We start from the raw sequence: 16,793 nt of genomic DNA, 5'->3' as shown, positions 1-16,793 counted from the left end.
GGTCGCTGAACACCGCAGGATCGGCATCCTCTGGGCATGTTGCTGGTATTTTGACACAGAATGCCTTGGCGGGTTAATGACCCAACAGAAAAAAGGCAGCCTAAGCTGCCTTGATCCTGTCATGCGAGTCCCATTCCCTGGCTGCAAATCGCTTTATCCTTTGGCGTACCTCTGCGCATCATGTCGTTAGGTCTTCCTGACCCTTGTTGCTCGATCCTGAATGTGCGTGTGCTTGTCTAACCCATGCTGACAACATCCCATCGTCTTTCTGGGGTGGTTGCCTCCCGCAGCCCCGCTCATCCCTGGCAGTCACCATCCTGGTCTCTGACTCTCTTGCTCATCACTTGCCTGCTGAGCCGACTCCCTGTCCACCCGAACGCCAACAGCTCGCCCGGTCATTCCATGGGCTCACTGTAACAATTTCGCTGCGGGGCTCAATCCACTCGGCATTCTTTCAAACGAAGATAAGTGGCCATCTCATTTTTAACGTATTGAAAGTTATAGCTTCCGCATCGAAGGTTGAACGCTGTTTCAGCCCCGACCGGACTCGAAAATGGGAGATCTCTTACAACAATGCAGGGCATTTGCAGACATGGCGCCAGAAGCCCCAAAAAAGAACAGGGAACCTTGATAGTTCCCTGTTCTTTTCAACAAGATAGATTCAGGACCCTATCAGTGCAGACCCGCCACGTATTTGGAGAGCGCCTCGATGTCCTGATCCGTCAGCTTCTTGGCCACATCCCGCATCATGCCATTGGGGTCATTGTCACGGGCTGCCGCACGGAAGGCAGTGAGCTGCGCCTTGATATACGCAGGGTGCTGCCCGGACAAGCTGGGATACTTGGCCTGCTCGACGCCGGAACCGCGCGGACCATGGCAGGCGGTACAAGCGGCCAGACCACGTTCCATGTCGCCTCCCATATAGAGAGCTTTGCCTGCGGCAACCACGTCATCGGGCACGGCAACCGGAGTCACCTTCTGGCTGGAGAAGTAGGCGGCCAGGTCGTCCATGTCCTGATCGGACAAAGGCAACGCCATGGGTCCCATGATGGGAGCAACCCGACCAGTTTGGCCAGAAGCTGCAGCCTTCAGTTCAACTAATTGTTTTTTGATATATGATGCGTGCTGACCAGCAATCTTGGGATACATGTCGACTGGGCTGTTGCCGTCCGGTCCATGACAGGCCGCACAGACGGCAGCCTTGGTTTGTCCCGCAGCGGCATCGCCCTTGGCTTGTGCCATCCCAGTTACGCCAACCATCAGAGCAAGTGTAATGACTAGGTTCTTCATGGCGTTCCAACTTTCTCGTTATTAGACTTCCAGATCCCATGCCGCTGAAGGCATGTTAAAATAAACGCGTTTAAGCGACGCCATTTTACACGATTTCACAAAAAAGTAACTCTATAACCCTCTATCTCTATGGGGAATTTACGTTGGATACACAAACTCTGAATTTCAATAAGGTGCATTTTGTGACCAGCGCACCCGACATCCGTCACCTGCCAAATGATGGGGGTGTCGAGATTGCGTTTGCCGGGCGTTCCAACGCCGGTAAATCATCTGCATTGAATACCTTGACCAAACACAAGAACCTGGCACGGACCAGTAAGACACCGGGTCGTACCCAGCTGATCAACCTGTTTGAACTGGAGCCGGGCAAGCGCCTGGTCGACTTGCCGGGCTATGGTTATGCGCAGGTTCCGCTGGAAATGAAGCTCAAGTGGCAGAAGTCACTGGCTGAATACCTGCAGCGCCGCGAATCCTTGAAAGGTCTGGTGATCCTGATGGACATTCGCCATCCGCTCAAAGAGACCGACATGAACATGCTGGAATGGAGCTCACACCGCGAGTTGCCGGTGATGCTGCTGCTGACCAAGGCAGACAAACTGAGCCCGGGTCCCCGCAACAATCAGGTGATAAAGGTGCGTCAGGCAGTAGCCGAACTGGGTCCGCAGATCCAGGTTGAAGCTTTCTCCTCCCTCAACAACATAGGTGTCGAGAAGTTGGCCCAGACTCTGAGCGGCTGGTATCTGTCCAATACCGAAACCACTCAGACCGACATAGAAGAAGACCACCAGATCGAGGAGTAAGTCACTCCTCTTCTTGCTGCAATGAGCGGAGTTGGCCCTCCGCTGATTGAAAGACTTTCAGTTTTCTCCTGCCCGGGCCAGCCCCCACGTCCCCTTCTGTTACAACCCATCCCTATAGCTTATAAGTCTTTTTAATCAGAGAGATAGAAATTAGGCTGTTGTGAAAATTAACTTCCCCCCCTCCTTGACACCGTTTTCATTTTTCCCGCCAGACAAGCCGGAAATAATACCGAGCATCAACAAAACTGAAAATTTATTACAAGAAAGGAATAGGAAGGGATAAAAATGAGGCCAGTCTCGCTGTCGCGGGCCGGCCTGAAGAAATGAGTTCAAAAAATTGGGAAAAAGCGAGTTCTCGAGAACAAAGACGATTGGTTTTCCTCAAGAAATATCCCTATTCTAACAAAAGATTACTCGATTTAAAGCATTTACTCTAAATATTTTGCATAAAAAAACACCCCGACGATGACTCATCGGGGCTGCTATTCAGCCACATTCAATTACGTGAAATAAAAGGTCTGAAAGATAGAACATCTTACCTCTGTACCCTACGCTGATAACTGTACAGCAAAGCAGCAGAAAGTGAAAGTAATTTATGTAATTTAGTTTCACTTAAAATGAGAGAGGTAAATTTCTATATTTTTCAAATGGATAAAAAAACCCCCAGTATAAATACCGGGGAGTTATAAAGGTGACTAGCTAGCACTTCCTCAACTATCTAGTTAGTCAGCACCATTTCGCACAAGTTCCGCTGCTTTGAGAAAAAACTTGATAACCGCGAACGATACAAGCTTGAAATGACAGTAACTTATTGTTATTTATCGATTTAAATCCCACTTCAAAATGGTGACAACTTCACGCCCCTACCTGCGGGGAGCACTCTCCCCGAGGAAGAGAGATGTTCTGTTCAGAAACCAGAGGGTGAAGTTGCCAGAGCCCGTCTGCCGGACTGCACATTCACGGTTGTTCCACTCCCCACCGGATTGATAAGCGAACCGACCTACAAGGTGCCCAGGTTGCGCTTCAGCTCTCTCAACACCTGCTTGGTACCAGGCCGGATGCCACGCCACACGGTAAATGCTTCGGCGGCCTGCTCCACCAGCATGCCGAGCCCATCCATGGTCTGACGGGCGCCATGCTGCTTGGCCCAACCGATGAAGGCCGTATCCGTCGCACCGTACATCATGTCGTAGATAGCGATATCAACGTGGATCAGGGCAGGCGCCAGCGGTGGCAGCTCCCCTTGCAGACTGGCGGAGGTGGAATTAATGATGAGATCGAACGGCCCAGCCAACTGCTCATAGGTCTGGGCGGTCACGGGCCCCAGATCGTGAAATTCGGCAGCCAGCTGCTCCGCTTTTGCGTGCGTGCGGTTGGCGATGACCAACTCGTCCGGCTTCTCCGCCAGCAGTGGCGCCAGTGCACCGCGAGCCGCACCGCCTGCCCCCAGCAACAGGATCCGGCTGCCTGCCAGCGTCACCCCATGGGACTTGAGATCGGCTACCAGCCCGGCTCCATCGGTGTTGTCCCCCAGCAGCACACCATCATCCGTCAGCTTGATGGTATTGACCGCTCCTGCCCGCTTGGCCCTTGGACTGAGTCGATCGACCAGGGCGAACGCCTGCTCCTTGAAGGGCACTGTGACATTGCACCCCTTGCCTCCCTTGGCAAAGAAGCTACGCAGGGTAGCAGCAAACTCGTCGACGGCGGGCTCGGCCAGCCCATACTCCAGCTCTTGCTGGGTCTGTCTGGCGAACAGGGTATGGATGAAGGGGGACTTGCTGTGGCGCACCGGGTGGCCAAAAACCAGATAACAATCCATCAAAGAGTTCCATCAAAGGGTCATCACCCGATTTAACGGTTTTTCTCAGTCGGGAACAAGCCGAATATCGGCCAGTAAAAAGGGGCCCGTCATGGCCCCTCGAGTCACAGCCACTCTCGTGGCGTGAGGTAGTCGGTATAGAGCAAGGCCTCGGGGCTACCCGCCTCCGGCTGCCAGTCATACTCCCAGCGGGCCAGGGGTGGCATCGACATCAGGATCGACTCGGTGCGTCCACCGGTCTGCAGCCCGAACAGGGTGCCCCTGTCATACACCAGATTGAACTCCACGTAACGGCCGCGGCGATAGAGCTGGAACGCCCGCTCCCGCTCACCATAGGGCAGCGCCTTGCGTCGCTCGACGATGGGCAAATAGGCATCGAGATAACCCCGACCTACCGCCTGCATGAAGGCGAAGCAGTCGGCAAAGGGCCAGCGGTTCAGATCGTCGAAGAAGAGGCCCCCCACCCCCCGGGTCTCGTTGCGATGCTTTAGGAAAAAGTAGCGATCGCACCAGGATTTGAACTCGGGATAGATCTCCTGACCAAAAGGCTGGCAGAGATCATGGGAAACCCGATGCCAGTGCTGTACATCCTCGGCAAACGGATAGAAGGGCGTCAAATCGAAGCCGCCGCCAAACCACCAGATGGGCGCTTCGCCCTCTTTCTCGGCGATGAAAAAACGGACGTTGGAATGACTGGTCGGCACATAAGGGCTGTGCGGATGGATCACCAGCGAGACCCCCATGGCCTCGAACCTGCGGCCCGCCAGCTCGGGGCGGTGAGCGGTCGCCGACGCCGGCATGGCATCACCATAAACATGGGAAAAGTTGACCCCGCCCTGCTCGATCACAGCGCCATGGCGCAGCACCCGGGTACGGCCGCCACCCCCGCCTTCACGGCGCCAGGCATCCTCCACAAAGTGTCCGGCGCCGTCAGCCTGCTCCAGTCCCCGACAGATCTCGTCCTGCAACTGCAGCAGGAAGGCCTTGACCTGGGCCACATCCGGTTTGCTCATCTTGTCTCCAGTCAGGCAGGATCTTGATCGTCCCGTCCATTTTATATTGTGGTGTCACGCCATGAGCACATCGCCCGTCATGACTGCAAATCAGGCACTTGCCGCCCCTCAGGAGGGACGAATGATGGCGCCGGTACGGGCGTCCTTGATCTCGGATGGATTGGCTTGTCCCCCGACTTCACCGGGCAGGATATGGGCCAGCTGGCTTGCCAGCAGCTCACCTATCTCGGCTACCCGACGGGCAGGCTCCTCGCCAGTCAGGTTGGCACTGGTCGAGACCAGGGGTTTGCCAAAGGCACGGCACAAGGCCTGCACCTGAGGATGGGCCGTGACGCGCACAGCCAGGGTATCGAACTGCCCGGTCAGCCAGGCCGGCGTGGTCGCGCGGGCAGGCATGATCCAGGTGAAGGGGCCGGGCCAGCTCGCCTGCACGCGAGCAAGCTGCTCGCTGCTGAGCTGACTCAGGTCGATGTAATCCTGCAGTTGGGCCAGATCGGCGGCGATCAGGATCAGGCCCTTCTCCACCGGACGCTGCTTGATGGCCAGCAGGCGCCGTACCGCAGCCTCGGAGTCGGGATCACATCCCAGGCCAAAGACGGCCTCGGTGGCATAGGCGATCACCCCTTCGCGGTGCAGGGCGGCCATCGCTTGTTCAAATTCGTTTGGCATACAAAAAATGCGACAGCCGGGCTGTCACCTCTCATCACTGGGTTGTAAGTTGAACCGACATGAGGGCACCCTGGTGCCTTCACCTCTTCAGTACATTCGGACGTTTGACCCGCCAGAGCGCCAGCTCATCACCGGCCACTGCAGCGCCTGCGATGCCGGGCCACATGAGCAGGTCCAGAGGCTGGCGGCGCGGCAACATCGGGATCGGCGCCCAACGGCACGGCAAGGTGATAAATCCAGATGAAACACTCCCTTGCCAGCAAGCTGCCTGCGGGCTTATGGCGGCAGGATTATACCCGCTCAATCTGATGACAGCATTTCTTTTGCGGGCAGACCCAGCGCAGACTCCCTCTCACTTTCTTCTCGATCATGATGCCCCAGCCACACTCGGGGCAGGGCATGGGAACAGGCTTGTCATTCACCACGTACTTGCAGTGAGGATAGGCATCACAGGAGTAAAACTGTTTGCCATAACGGGAGGTGCGGCTCACCAGATGGCCCTTGCCACACTCTGGGCAGAGGATCTGGGTATCGTCGCTCTCCTGCAGGGACTCGATATGCTGGCAGGCCGGATACTGGGTACAGCCCACGAACAGGCCGTAGCGCCCCTTCTTGATTGCCAGTGGCTGGCCACAATCTGGGCAGGCCGATCCTTCGAGCACCTTTTCGATGTCGCGGCCGGAGGACGTCAAGGAACGAACAAAATCACAGGAGGGGTAGGCCGAACAGCCCAGGAAGGGGCCATGCTTGCCCTGACGGATCACCAGCTCGGCACCACACTGCGGGCACGGCTCGCGCTCGAATGCATGTTCGTGGGCAGAAAAGAGGTGATGATCGATTTTTGACATGGGCCGCGCCTTGGAATCCAGATGGCCTGAATTCTACCAGCGCGGCACCGGACTGTCAGTGAATGACACCGTCTGACTCGTCAAACACCAGCTCCTCCATCTGCTGGTAGGCATTCTCACTGCCCGGGACGTTGAACAACACCATCATGACGACCCACTTCAGGTCATCCAGCTCGATATCCGGCTTGTCCAGCTCCAGCAAGCGCTCGATACAGATTTCGCGGGTTTCGGCGTTAAGCACCTGGGCCTGTTCCAGGAACAGCAGGAAACCACGGCACTCGGTGCTGAGGCGAGCCAGCTCTTGCGGGGCGTAGATCCGCATCGAACCTTGCGCACTGGCGGTGACATACACCTCCCGCTCGCTATCATGCAAATTGGCCAGTCGTTCCAGCCAGTTGAGCGCCTTTTCAATCTCCTCCTGATTGAATCCGGCCCGGCTGAGTTCGTCGGTGAGTTCATCCTGCTCGACCATCACATCTGCATCGCTGTGGATGTAGGTCTCGAAAAGGTACATCAATACATCAAACATGATTCGCCCTCCTCGCTCTGACGTATCCACCGGCTACCGCCATCACTGCACCGGCCAGCTCCAGCTCTACCAACCTGCCCAATACCACTTCGACAGGAAGCTGGGCCCGCTCGGCAACGGTATCCACGCTCGTGGTCTCATAATCTACGTTATCCAACAAATCGGCATAAGGCAATTCGCTATTATGCAATGGCTCGGGAGAAGGGTTCGCCAGCCTCTTTAATGGCACAGGGGCAGGCAGCTCTTCCATGACATCTGCCGCATTCAATACCAGCTTGGCCCCTTGCTGAAGCAGCCGATTGCACCCCGCGGCCTGGGTATTTTGCGGCGCACCCGGTACGGCAAAGACCTCACGGCCCTGCTCCAACGCATAGCGGGCCGTGATGAGTGAGCCGCTTTGTTCGGCCGCCTCCACCACCAGCGTGCCCAGCGACAGACCACTGATGATGCGATTGCGGCGAGGGAAATGTTCAGCCAGCGGTCCCTGGTCCGGCGCTAGCTCGGAGACAAGCAGACCGCCATGCTCGAGGATCTGCATCGCCAGGCCCTGATGGCGCTTTGGATAGAGACAGTCAAGCCCGGAGCCCAGCACCGCCAACGTCACACCGTCCGATGCCAAGGCCTGCTGGTGACAGATTCCATCGATACCCAGCGCCAATCCTGAGGTGATCGCCAGGCCGTTTTCCACCAGTTCGGCGCACAAACGGGCGGCGTTGTCCTTGCCTGCATAGGTGGGATGACGGGTACCTACCATCGCCAGCTGTGGCAGGGAAAGGGCTGCAAGATCCCCGCGGCAATAGAGCAGCAAGGGGGCGGCGGGGATCTCTTTGAGCAAGGCAGGATAGGCGGGGTCATTGAGACAAAGGAGGTGATTGCCAGGCGCTTCGGCCCAGTTCAGCCCCTGCTCCACCACGGGTGACGGCCATCTCAGCTGCCGGAGTTGGGCAGATTGCAGGCCAAGCGATCTCAGTACACCATCATCACAGCCAAACAGGGCGTCGATGTCGCCGTCGAAATGCGCAAGAAGCCGTGCGGCGGTGACCGGACCGATACCGGTCACCGCATCCAGCGTCAGCCACAGCGACAGCCGCCCGAGTGGAAGTGGCACGTCAGAAATTGCTGACCTGATAACCCGAGCTGACCAGATCCTGGCTCTGCAGGATGAGGCCATAACTCAGCTTGTCATACACCTTGAACAACATGACCCGGGCAATCGCTTCGGCAGGCAGGGTCGATTTGCCAGCTGAGTGAAACGCCTTGTCATAGACGGAAGCATATTCCCGATATGAAACCTTGCCATTCTTGTCCACCATCTCGGCACCGGGACGCAGGATCTCGAGCACATCGCCAGGAGCTATCTGATCGCGCGACCCCTTGTTGATGAGGACAATGTCAAACTTGCCTCCCCCACGCACCTTGCTCGGCAACTCGATCACATAACCGGGGGAAATAACCGGCGCCGCCTTTGGCATAAAGACGGCAGAGAGGCTCTCCTGCGGTGGCAACGGGATAACCTTGTCTCCCTGATACACCTCGCGCCTGCTGTGCGTCAGAGTGACTCTGGTGCTGTCGTTCGCCAAGCGGTCCTCCGCTCGCACAGTACCGACGAAAATCGCCTCCTGACCGAGCTGCTCGCCGGTCAGTTTGTCCTTGTAAGTCACCCCAGGGCGATAGATGCCGTAACTCTGACCCGGATTCAGCGCCCCCTGCACATAGAGGGTGTCCCCCTCCAGCATGCCGATATGCTTGTCGTTATTGCCAAGCACATAGGGCAGATCCTTGCTCTGCTGGCTGTCGGCCAGAATGTGATCGGTCTGCAGGAAAGGAACTATCTCACTGAGGGGCAGGGTCGGAATGGGGTTGGCCTTGTTCTCGTAGCGATTCCTAGGGGACAGGTGAATAACCTGCTTGCCGTCCTGACTGGCCTTGCCCAGACGCGGCTCACCGTTGACCCAGCTCAGTTGCAGCACGTCTCCTGGGTAAATCCAGTGTGGATTGGCAATCTGGGGATTGATGTTCCAGAGACGTGGCCAGAGCCAGGGTTCGGCCAGATACTGGCCCGAGATATCCCAGAGGGTATCCCCCTTCTGCACCACATAACTCTCGGGATAGCCGGATTTCAGCGTCAACTGCTGTGCCATGGCACCATTGGCCAAGGCTGTCGCCAGACAGGCGATGATGATTTGCTTCAGATGCATAACACTCCCTGTTACTTCTGCACGCAAAGTGTTGCTGTTTTTTGTCGACGTAAATGACTAGAATTACGTCAATATTGACTGCGTTTATATGAAACTAAAGAAAAAACTATGGCCATTCTAGATGTATTGCGTTTCCCCGATGAGCGCCTGCGTACAGTCGCAGCCCCTGTCGAGACCATTACACCCGAGTTACAACAGATTGTAGATGATATGTTCGAAACCATGTACGCGGAGGAAGGCATCGGCCTGGCCGCGACTCAGGTCGACATTCATCAACGCATCATCGTCATCGACATCTCTGAAGACCGTGAAGATCAGCTGGTGCTGATCAACCCCGAGATCCTGGAGCAGTCAGGCAGCACCGGTATCGAAGAGGGTTGCCTCTCCGTGCCCGGCAGCCGCGCACTGGTGCCACGCGCCGAGTGGGTCAAGGTCCGGGCGCTGGATCGCCACGGCAAGCCATTCGAGCTGGAAGCGGACGATCTGCTCGCCATCTGCATACAGCATGAGATGGATCATCTGGTCGGCAAGCTGTTTGTGGATTACTTGTCCCCGCTCAAGCGCCAGCGCATCCGTCAGAAGCTGGAAAAAATGGCCCGTGAAGATCGCAAAGTCCTCTGAGGATCTGCCCCATTGAACAAGCTGAAACTGATTTTTGCCGGCACCCCCGACTTCGCCGCCCGTCACCTGGCGGCGTTGTTGTCTTCCGACCACGAGGTCGTTGCCGTTTACACCCAGCCCGACAAGCCGGCTGGCCGTGGTCAGAAACTCACTGCCAGCCCGGTCAAGGAACTGGCGCTGGCCCACGCTCTGCCTGTCTACCAGCCGGCGTCCCTGCGCAATGAAGAGGCCCAGGCCGAGCTGGCCGCCATTGGCGCCGATCTCATGGTGGTGGTGGCCTATGGCCTGATCCTGCCCAAGGCAGTGCTCGACACCCCGCGGCTGGGCTGCCTCAACGTGCACGGCTCCCTGCTGCCACGCTGGCGCGGTGCCGCCCCCATTCAGCGCGCCATCTGGGCCGGCGATAGCGAAACCGGCGTCACCATAATGCAGATGGATGTGGGGCTGGATACCGGCGCCATGATCCGCAAGGTGAGCTGCCCCATCGCCAGTGATGAGACCTCCGCCAGCCTCTATGACAAGCTGGCCGAGCTGGGCCCGCAGGCGCTGGTCGACACCCTGGATGCCATGGCCGCCGGTGACACAACGGCCGAGGTGCAGGACGACGCGCTGGCCAACTACGCCCAGAAGCTCTCCAAGGAAGAGGCCCGCATCGACTGGTCCATGGAGGCCGTCGCCATCGAACGCTGCATTCGCGCCTTCAATCCCTGGCCCATCAGCTGGTTCGAGGTCGCGGAACAGACCATCAAGGTATGGCAAGCCACCGTCATCGACAGCGACCATGGCCAACCCGTCGGCACCCTGCTCAAGGCCGACAAGCAGGGGATCGACGTCGCCACCGGCAAGGGGGTGCTGCGTCTGCTGACCCTGCAACCGCCCGGCAAGAAGGCCATGTCCGTCCCGGATCTGCTCAACTCTCGCCGCGACTGGTTTGAACCCGGCACGCAATTGCATTGAACTGGATTGAATTGACACAAGCGGGGCCCAGGTCCCGACTTGCGCATCTAAGGTAACGCTATGAAAACACGTGCACAGGCTGCTCTCGTTATTCAACAGGTGCTGGATCAGGGCCAATCCCTCTCCGCTGTTCTGCCTGCTGCCCAGGAGAAGGTGGCGCCTCGCGATCGCGCCCTCCTGCAAGAACTCTGCTACGGCACCCTGCGCTGGCTGCCCCGCCTCGATGCGGCGGTGAGCGAGATGATGGACAAGCCGCTCAAGAACAAGAGCCGCATCTTCCACTATCTGATCCTGGTCGGTCTCTATCAGCTCATCTACACCCGCATTCCGGCTCATGCCGCCGTGGCCGAGACCGTCAATGCCGTCAAGCTGCTCAAGGGCACCTCACTGCGCGGCCTCATCAACGGCGTGCTGCGCAACTTCCAGCGCAGCGCCGAAGTCATACTGCTGCGCATCGACAGGGTGCCCAGCATCCGTCTTGGTCACCCCGAGTGGCTCACCAAGCGCCTGCGTCAGGCCTATCCCGAGGATTGGGAGTTCATCATGGAGGCCAACAACCAGCGCCCTCCCATGTGGATCCGCAACAACAGCCAGCGCCAGAGCCGCGAACAGATGCTGGCCCGCATGGCCGAAGTGGGCATCAATGCGGTGGCAGGCGAAGAGGGGGAGGATTGCATCCTGCTGGAGCGCCCCTGCGATGTGACCAAGCTGCCCGGTTTCGAAACCGGTGACTGCTCGGTACAGGACGGTGCAGCCCAGCAGGCTGCCCGCCTGCTCGATCCCCAGCCGGGTGACTGGGTGCTGGATGCCTGCGCCGCCCCCGGTGGCAAGACGGCCCACCTGCTTGAGCTGCAACCCGCCCTCGCCGGTGTGGTCGCCGTGGATGCCGACGAGAACCGCCTCAAGCGGGTGCAGGAGAACCTGGATCGCATCGGCCTCACCGCCCGGGTGATCCACGGGGATGCCAGTACACCGGATCTGTGGTGGCCCGATGGCCAGTTCGACCGCATCCTGCTGGATGCCCCCTGCTCCGCCACCGGTGTCATCCGCCGTCACCCCGACATCAAGTGGCTACGTCGGGATCAGGACATCCGCGAGCTGGCCGAGCTCCAGCGCCGTATTCTGAACGCCCTCTGGGTGAAGCTGAAAAGCGGCGGCACCCTGCTGTATGCCACCTGCTCGGTGCTGCCGGAAGAGAACCGCGACCAGATCCGCGCCTTCCTGGCTGACACCAAGGATGCCCGTCTGGTGCCGCTGCACCAGCAAGACAACCCGGATTGTCCGGGTCGCCAGTTCCTGCCTGGCGAGGCGGAGATGGACGGCTTCTATTATGCCAAGCTGATCAAGCAGTAAGCTGCAGATAAGGGGTCGGGGCGCCGTATCTGGCGCCCTCGTTTCGAAGCAACCTTGGGCAAGATTTCTCTATGAAAATCATCATTCTTGGCGCAGGTCAGGTGGGTGGCACGCTGGCGGAAAACCTCGCCGGCGAGAACAACGACATCACCATAGTCGACACCGACAGCGACCGCCTGCGGGAGCTGCAGGACAAGTTCGACCTGCGGGTGGTGAACGGCCACGGCGCCCACCCCAGGGTGCTGCGCGAGGCGGGGGCCCAGGATGCGGACATGCTGGTCGCCGTCACCAACAGTGACGAGACCAACATGATCGCCTGTCAGGTGGCCTACTCCCTGTTCAACACCCCGAACAAGGTGGCTCGCATCCGCTCCCCCGCCTATCTGGTGGAACGGGATCGCCTGTTCCTGCCGGAATCCGTACCGGTAGATCACCTGATCGCCCCCGAGCAGCTGGTGACCGACTATGTGCGTCGCCTCATCGAGTATCCGGGCGCGCTGCAGGTAGTTGACTTTGCTGGTGGCAAGGTGGGTCTGGTGGCCGTCAAGGCCTACTACGGCGGCCCGCTGGTGGGCAATGCCCTCTCCACCCTGCGGGATCACATGCCAAACATCGAGACCCGGGTGGCCGCCATCTTCCGCCAGGGCCGCTCCATCCGCCCCCAGGGCACCACCATCATCGAAGCGGATGACGAGGTGTTCTTCGTCGCCGCCGCCGGTCACATCCGCGCCGTGATGTCCGAGCTGCAACGCCTCGAGAGCCCCTACCGTCGCATCATGATCGTCGGTGGCGGCAATATCGGTGCCGGCCTCGCCCGCCAGCTGGAGAAGCGCTACAGCGTCAAGCTGATAGAGCGCAACCAGAAACGGGCGGAGCAGCTCTCGGAGATCCTGGAGAACACCATCGTCTTCTGTGGCGACGCGGCGGATCAGGAGCTGCTGGCGGAGGAGCATATCGACCAGATCGACGTCTTCATCGCGGTGACCAACGAGGACGAGGCCAACATCATGTCGGCCCTGCTCGCCAAGAAGATGGGTGCCAAGAAGACAATGGTGCTGATCCAGCGCGGCGCCTACGTTGACCTGGTGCAGGGAGGCTCCATCGACATCGCCATCTCGCCCCAGCAGGCCACCATCTCGGCCCTGCTGACCCACGTGCGCCGTGCCGACATCGCCAACGTCTACAGTCTGCGCCGCGGCGCCGCCGAGGCCATCGAGGCCATCGCCCACGGTGACGAGAACACCTCCAAGGTAGTGGGCAAGACGGTGGGTGAGCTCAAACTGCCGCCCGGCACTACCATAGGTGCCGTCGTGCGCGGAGATGAGGTATTGATCGCCCACGATCGCACCCAGATCCAGCAGGATGACCATGTGGTGATGTTCCTGGTGGACAAGAAGTACATCCCGGAAGTGGAACGCCTGTTCCAACCCAGCCCTTTCTTCCTGTAAGCCCTACATGCAACAGGCAACGACATTCAGACCCGGACATTTCCCAGAGGGAAGGTCCGGGTCTTTTTTCAATCAACGACCAGGTTATCTTGCATGATCAAGCTGCGTCCCATCGTCTTCACCCTCGGGCTGGTGCTCTCCAAACTGGCCCTGTTCATGTGGCTGCCCACCCTGCTGGCACTGCTCACCGGCTCAGAAGGCTTCGTCGAGTTTCTCAAATCCGTGCTCATCACCCATGGCGCCGCCCTGATCTGCCTGCACTACGGGCGCAAGGTGGAGTTTCATCTCGGGGTACGGGAGATGTTCCTGCTCACCACCTCGGTCTGGGTGGTTGCCTGCATCTTCGGCGCTCTGCCGTTCGTCTTCATCACGCACATCAACTTTGCCGACGCCTACTTCGAGACCATGTCCGGCGTCACCACCACGGGATCTACCGTACTGTCAGGGCTGGACGGCATGGCCCACAGCATACTGCTGTGGCGCTCCATCCTGCAGTGGCTGGGGGGCGTGGGCTTCATCGTGATGGCGGTGGCCGTGCTGCCCTACTTAAACGTCGGCGGCATGAAGCTGTTCCAGACCGAGAGCTCCGATTGGTCCGACAAGAGCGCGCCGCGCGCCAAGACGGTCGCCAACAACATAGTGGTGGTCTATCTGGTGCTCTCCATGCTCTGCTTTCTCGCCTACTGGGTGAGCGGCATGACGCTGTTCGAGGCGGTCAACCACGCCATGACGACGCTGAGCACCGGGGGATACTCCACTTCGGATCAGTCCATGTCCCACTTCTCCAACTCGGCGCACTGGATCGGCACCCTCTTCATGTTCCTCGGCGGCCTGCCCTTCCTGCTCTATGTGCAGACGCTGTCGCGCCGTGACAACAGCCTGCTGCGGGATGCACAGGTGCAGGGCTTCTTCTGGCTCATCGTCTGGGTGACGGTCGTCGTCACCTTCTATCTCTGGGTAAGGGATATTTACGGCTTCATGGATGCCTTGCGCATCAGCAGTTTCAACATCGTCTCCGTGCTCACCACCACGGGCTATGGCCTCGGCGACTTCGGCACCTGGGGGCCCCTCACCAGTATCATCTTCATGATCCTGCTGGCGCTCGGTGCCTGCTCCGGCTCCACCTCCGGCGGCCTCAAGATTTTCCGGGTGCAGGTGGCCTTCGCCCTGTTCAAGAAGCAGATGCGCCAGCTGATGCACCCCTCAGCCGTGTTCCCGCAAAAATACAACGGCCGCCCGGTCAACGACGCCATCATCCGCTCCATGATCTCCTTCGTGCTGGCCTACTTCGCCATCATCTTGCTGATCGCCGCCCTGCTGGCCGCCATCGGCCTGGATCCCCTCACCGCCATCTCGGGCTCCATCACGGCGGTGGCCAACGTGGGCCCCGGCATGGGACCGGTCATCGGTCCCAGCACCAACTTCGCCAGCCTGCCGGATTCGGCCAAGTGGATACTGTCGTTCGGCATGCTGTTGGGACGGCTCGAGATCCTGACCGTGGCGGTGATCTTCTTCCCCTCCTTCTGGAAGCAGTAGGACCGCACCGGTACGGTGACGACAAAAAGGGCAGCCCGCAGGCTGCCCTTTTGTCTGCTTTCGGTCGCCTCAATCGGCGGACTCTTCCCGCTCCAGCGCGCGGTTGACCAGAGGTTCCGGCAGGGGCTTGGTGACCTCCACCCCCAGCTCGCGAAAACGCTCGGCCTGGGCGATCAGGTTGCCACGGCCGTTGACCAGCCGCCCCATCGCCTTGTCATAACTCTCCTGTGCCTTGTGCAGGCTGCCCCCCATCTGCTGCATCTCCTCTACGAACAGCCGCAGCTTCTCGTAGAGACGGCCGGCCCGCTCCGCTATCTGGCGCGAGTTCTGGTTCTGCCGCTCGTAACGCCACAGGTTCTCTATGGTGCGCAGCGCCACCATCAGGTTGGTGGGGCTCACCAGCAGGATGTTGTGATCCAGCCCATAGCGCACCAGGGAGGGGTCCGCTTCGAGGGCGGTGAGGAAGGCAGGCTCCACCGCCACGAACATCAGCACATAGTCCAGGGTGCGCACCCCGGGCAGTTGCTGGTAATCCTTGCGGCCCAGCTCGCGGATGTGGTTTCGCACCGAGGTGACGTGCTCCTTGAGCGCCACCGCCTTCTCAAGCTCGTCGTCCGAGTTGTACCAGCGCTCATAGGCGGTCAGCGACACCTTGGCGTCTATGATGATGTCCTTGTCCTGGGGCAGGTGGACGATGACGTCCGGCTGATAGCGCTTGCCCTTGTCCACCTCGATGTTGACCTGGGTGTGGTACTCGTGACCCTCCCGCAGGCCGCATTCGCTGAGGATCCGCGCCAGTACCACCTCCCCCCAGTTGCCCTGCTGCTTGCTGTCCCCCTTGAGCGCCCGGGTCAGGGCCGCCGCCTCTTCGGTCATGCGGGCGTTAAGCTCGGCGAGGCGCTCCAGCTCGAACTTGAGGCTGTGACGCTGGGCCGTCTCCTGGGCGTGAGTCTCCCCCACCTGGCGACGAAAGCCCTCGAGCTGCTCTTTCAGCGGTGTCAGCAACAGATCCAGGCTGTTCTGGTTCAGTTCGCGGAAGTTACCTGAGTTTTGTTCGAAGATACGGTTGGCGAGGTTTTCGAATTGCTGGCTGAGGCGAGCCTCCGCCTGCTGCTGTAGTTGCAGCTTCTCGGCGCTGGCGATGCGCTCGCTGCGCAGGGTGGCTTCGGCATCCTTGAGGCGGGCGGTGAGCTTGAGCAGCAAGGCCTGCTGCTGCTCCAGCTTCTGCTGGCCCAGCATCTTCTCATCCTGCAGCTCGTCGAACCTGTCCTGCAGCGCCTGATGACGCTCCTCGATCAGCAGGGTCTCCTCACGGGCCGTGCGACGCCCCGCCAGCCAGCCGAGGAGCAGGGCGAGCAGACCCGCCAGCAATGCAGGCAGCCAGGTCGTCATCGGGATCATCGCCGGCTCCGCTGACGCAGAAAGAGTTCGAGGTAACGGTTGAGCAGCAACCAGAACAGGACATAGATGAGATAGGCGGCCAGCACCACCCACTTGTGACTATTGACCCCGGTGTCGAGCTCGGCGAACTCGATCTCCTTGATGCGGCAGTAGGCCCACATCAGCAGGGGGAAGACATAGAGCAGAGAAGCACGCCACAGAAATAACCACATGAGTTCATCAGATCCCGCAAAAAGACTCGCCTAGCTTACACAAGGGCAACCCGGCTTGCGATCCTGGCCAGCGCTATTCTCTGGCTTGCTGGCGGA

Annotated in this window: 16 protein-coding genes; 6 read left to right on the top strand and 10 right to left on the bottom strand. The window is 59.3% G+C overall.

Going from position 1 to position 16,793, the window contains the following annotated elements:
• Nucleotides 1-672: 672 nt before the first annotated feature.
• Nucleotides 673-1,290 (bottom strand): c-type cytochrome, encoded by a 618-nt coding sequence (locus tag PG898_RS17345; RefSeq protein ID WP_041206664.1) that lies wholly within the window; start codon nt 1,288-1,290, stop codon nt 673-675.
• 143 nt (nt 1,291-1,433) lie between these two features.
• Here PG898_RS17345 and yihA point away from each other — a divergent pair, with 143 nt between their 5' ends.
• Nucleotides 1,434-2,090, top strand: a complete 657-nt coding sequence (gene yihA, locus PG898_RS17340) for a ribosome biogenesis GTP-binding protein YihA/YsxC (protein WP_263684879.1) — start codon at nt 1,434-1,436, stop codon at nt 2,088-2,090.
• 1,000 nt (nt 2,091-3,090) lie between these two features.
• Here yihA and aroE read toward each other — a convergent pair.
• From aroE to PG898_RS17305, 7 genes are all read right to left on the bottom strand, one after another.
• Nucleotides 3,091-3,912 carry a shikimate dehydrogenase gene (gene aroE / locus PG898_RS17335; RefSeq protein WP_270824666.1) on the bottom strand — a complete coding sequence of 274 codons (822 nt, stop codon included), beginning with the start codon at nt 3,910-3,912 and terminating at the stop codon, nt 3,091-3,093.
• A 104-nt stretch (nt 3,913-4,016) separates the two neighbouring features.
• Complete coding sequence (gene hemF / locus PG898_RS17330) at nt 4,017-4,925, bottom strand: oxygen-dependent coproporphyrinogen oxidase (protein ID WP_270824665.1); 909 nt, start codon at nt 4,923-4,925, stop codon at nt 4,017-4,019.
• Nucleotides 4,926-5,033: 108 nt separating this feature from the next.
• Nucleotides 5,034-5,594: a Sua5/YciO/YrdC/YwlC family protein gene (locus PG898_RS17325; RefSeq protein WP_270824664.1), complete on the bottom strand. Its 561-nt coding sequence runs from the start codon at nt 5,592-5,594 to the stop codon at nt 5,034-5,036.
• Nucleotides 5,595-5,884: 290 nt separating this feature from the next.
• The gene (locus PG898_RS17320) at nt 5,885-6,442 is read right to left on the bottom strand and encodes a DNA topoisomerase family protein (RefSeq protein WP_270824663.1); all 558 of its coding nucleotides are present in this window, start codon (nt 6,440-6,442) and stop codon (nt 5,885-5,887) included.
• A gap of 55 nt (nt 6,443-6,497) precedes the next feature.
• The gene (locus PG898_RS17315) at nt 6,498-6,971 is read right to left on the bottom strand and encodes a DUF494 family protein (protein WP_041206662.1); all 474 of its coding nucleotides are present in this window, start codon (nt 6,969-6,971) and stop codon (nt 6,498-6,500) included.
• A complete protein-coding gene (dprA, locus tag PG898_RS17310) occupies nt 6,964-8,079 on the bottom strand; it encodes a DNA-processing protein DprA (RefSeq protein WP_270824662.1) in 1,116 nt (371 codons plus the stop codon). Before dprA ends, PG898_RS17315 begins: the two co-directional genes overlap by 8 nt.
• Before the next feature lies 1 nt (nt 8,080).
• On the bottom strand, nt 8,081-9,169 hold the full coding sequence (locus tag PG898_RS17305; RefSeq protein ID WP_161506767.1) for a LysM peptidoglycan-binding domain-containing protein: 1,089 nt from the start codon (nt 9,167-9,169) through the stop codon (nt 8,081-8,083).
• 108 nt (nt 9,170-9,277) lie between these two features.
• Between PG898_RS17305 and def the strand changes: the two genes are divergently transcribed.
• The 5 genes from def (at nt 9,278) to PG898_RS17280 (ending at nt 15,084) form a co-directional block, all read left to right on the top strand.
• On the top strand, nt 9,278-9,790 hold the full coding sequence (gene def, locus PG898_RS17300) for a peptide deformylase (RefSeq protein WP_161506766.1): 513 nt from the start codon (nt 9,278-9,280) through the stop codon (nt 9,788-9,790).
• Nucleotides 9,791-9,802: 12 nt separating this feature from the next.
• The gene (gene fmt, locus PG898_RS17295) at nt 9,803-10,747 is read left to right on the top strand and encodes a methionyl-tRNA formyltransferase (RefSeq protein ID WP_161506765.1); all 945 of its coding nucleotides are present in this window, start codon (nt 9,803-9,805) and stop codon (nt 10,745-10,747) included.
• 60 nt (nt 10,748-10,807) lie between these two features.
• Nucleotides 10,808-12,100 (top strand): 16S rRNA (cytosine(967)-C(5))-methyltransferase RsmB, encoded by a 1,293-nt coding sequence (gene rsmB, locus PG898_RS17290; RefSeq protein WP_161506764.1) that lies wholly within the window; start codon nt 10,808-10,810, stop codon nt 12,098-12,100.
• A gap of 71 nt (nt 12,101-12,171) precedes the next feature.
• Nucleotides 12,172-13,548, top strand: coding sequence for a Trk system potassium transporter TrkA (trkA, locus tag PG898_RS17285; protein WP_005326185.1), 1,377 nt, complete (start codon nt 12,172-12,174; stop codon nt 13,546-13,548).
• A gap of 93 nt (nt 13,549-13,641) precedes the next feature.
• On the top strand, nt 13,642-15,084 hold the full coding sequence (locus PG898_RS17280; protein WP_270824661.1) for a TrkH family potassium uptake protein: 1,443 nt from the start codon (nt 13,642-13,644) through the stop codon (nt 15,082-15,084).
• Between the two features lie 69 nt (nt 15,085-15,153).
• On the opposite strand, the gene rmuC is transcribed toward PG898_RS17280, so the two are convergent.
• Nucleotides 15,154-16,485 (bottom strand): DNA recombination protein RmuC, encoded by a 1,332-nt coding sequence (gene rmuC / locus PG898_RS17275; protein WP_270824660.1) that lies wholly within the window; start codon nt 16,483-16,485, stop codon nt 15,154-15,156.
• On the bottom strand, nt 16,482-16,697 hold the full coding sequence (locus PG898_RS17270) for a hypothetical protein (protein WP_005326182.1): 216 nt from the start codon (nt 16,695-16,697) through the stop codon (nt 16,482-16,484). Before PG898_RS17270 ends, rmuC begins: the two co-directional genes overlap by 4 nt.
• Nucleotides 16,698-16,793 lie beyond the last annotated feature (96 nt).

The sequence above is a fragment of the Aeromonas sp. QDB31 genome, assembly GCF_027707605.1.
Lineage (GTDB): Bacteria > Pseudomonadota > Gammaproteobacteria > Enterobacterales > Aeromonadaceae > Aeromonas > Aeromonas media.
The sequence above is the reverse complement of the archived record's forward strand: the minus strand, read 5'-3'. Positions and strand labels throughout refer to the sequence as shown.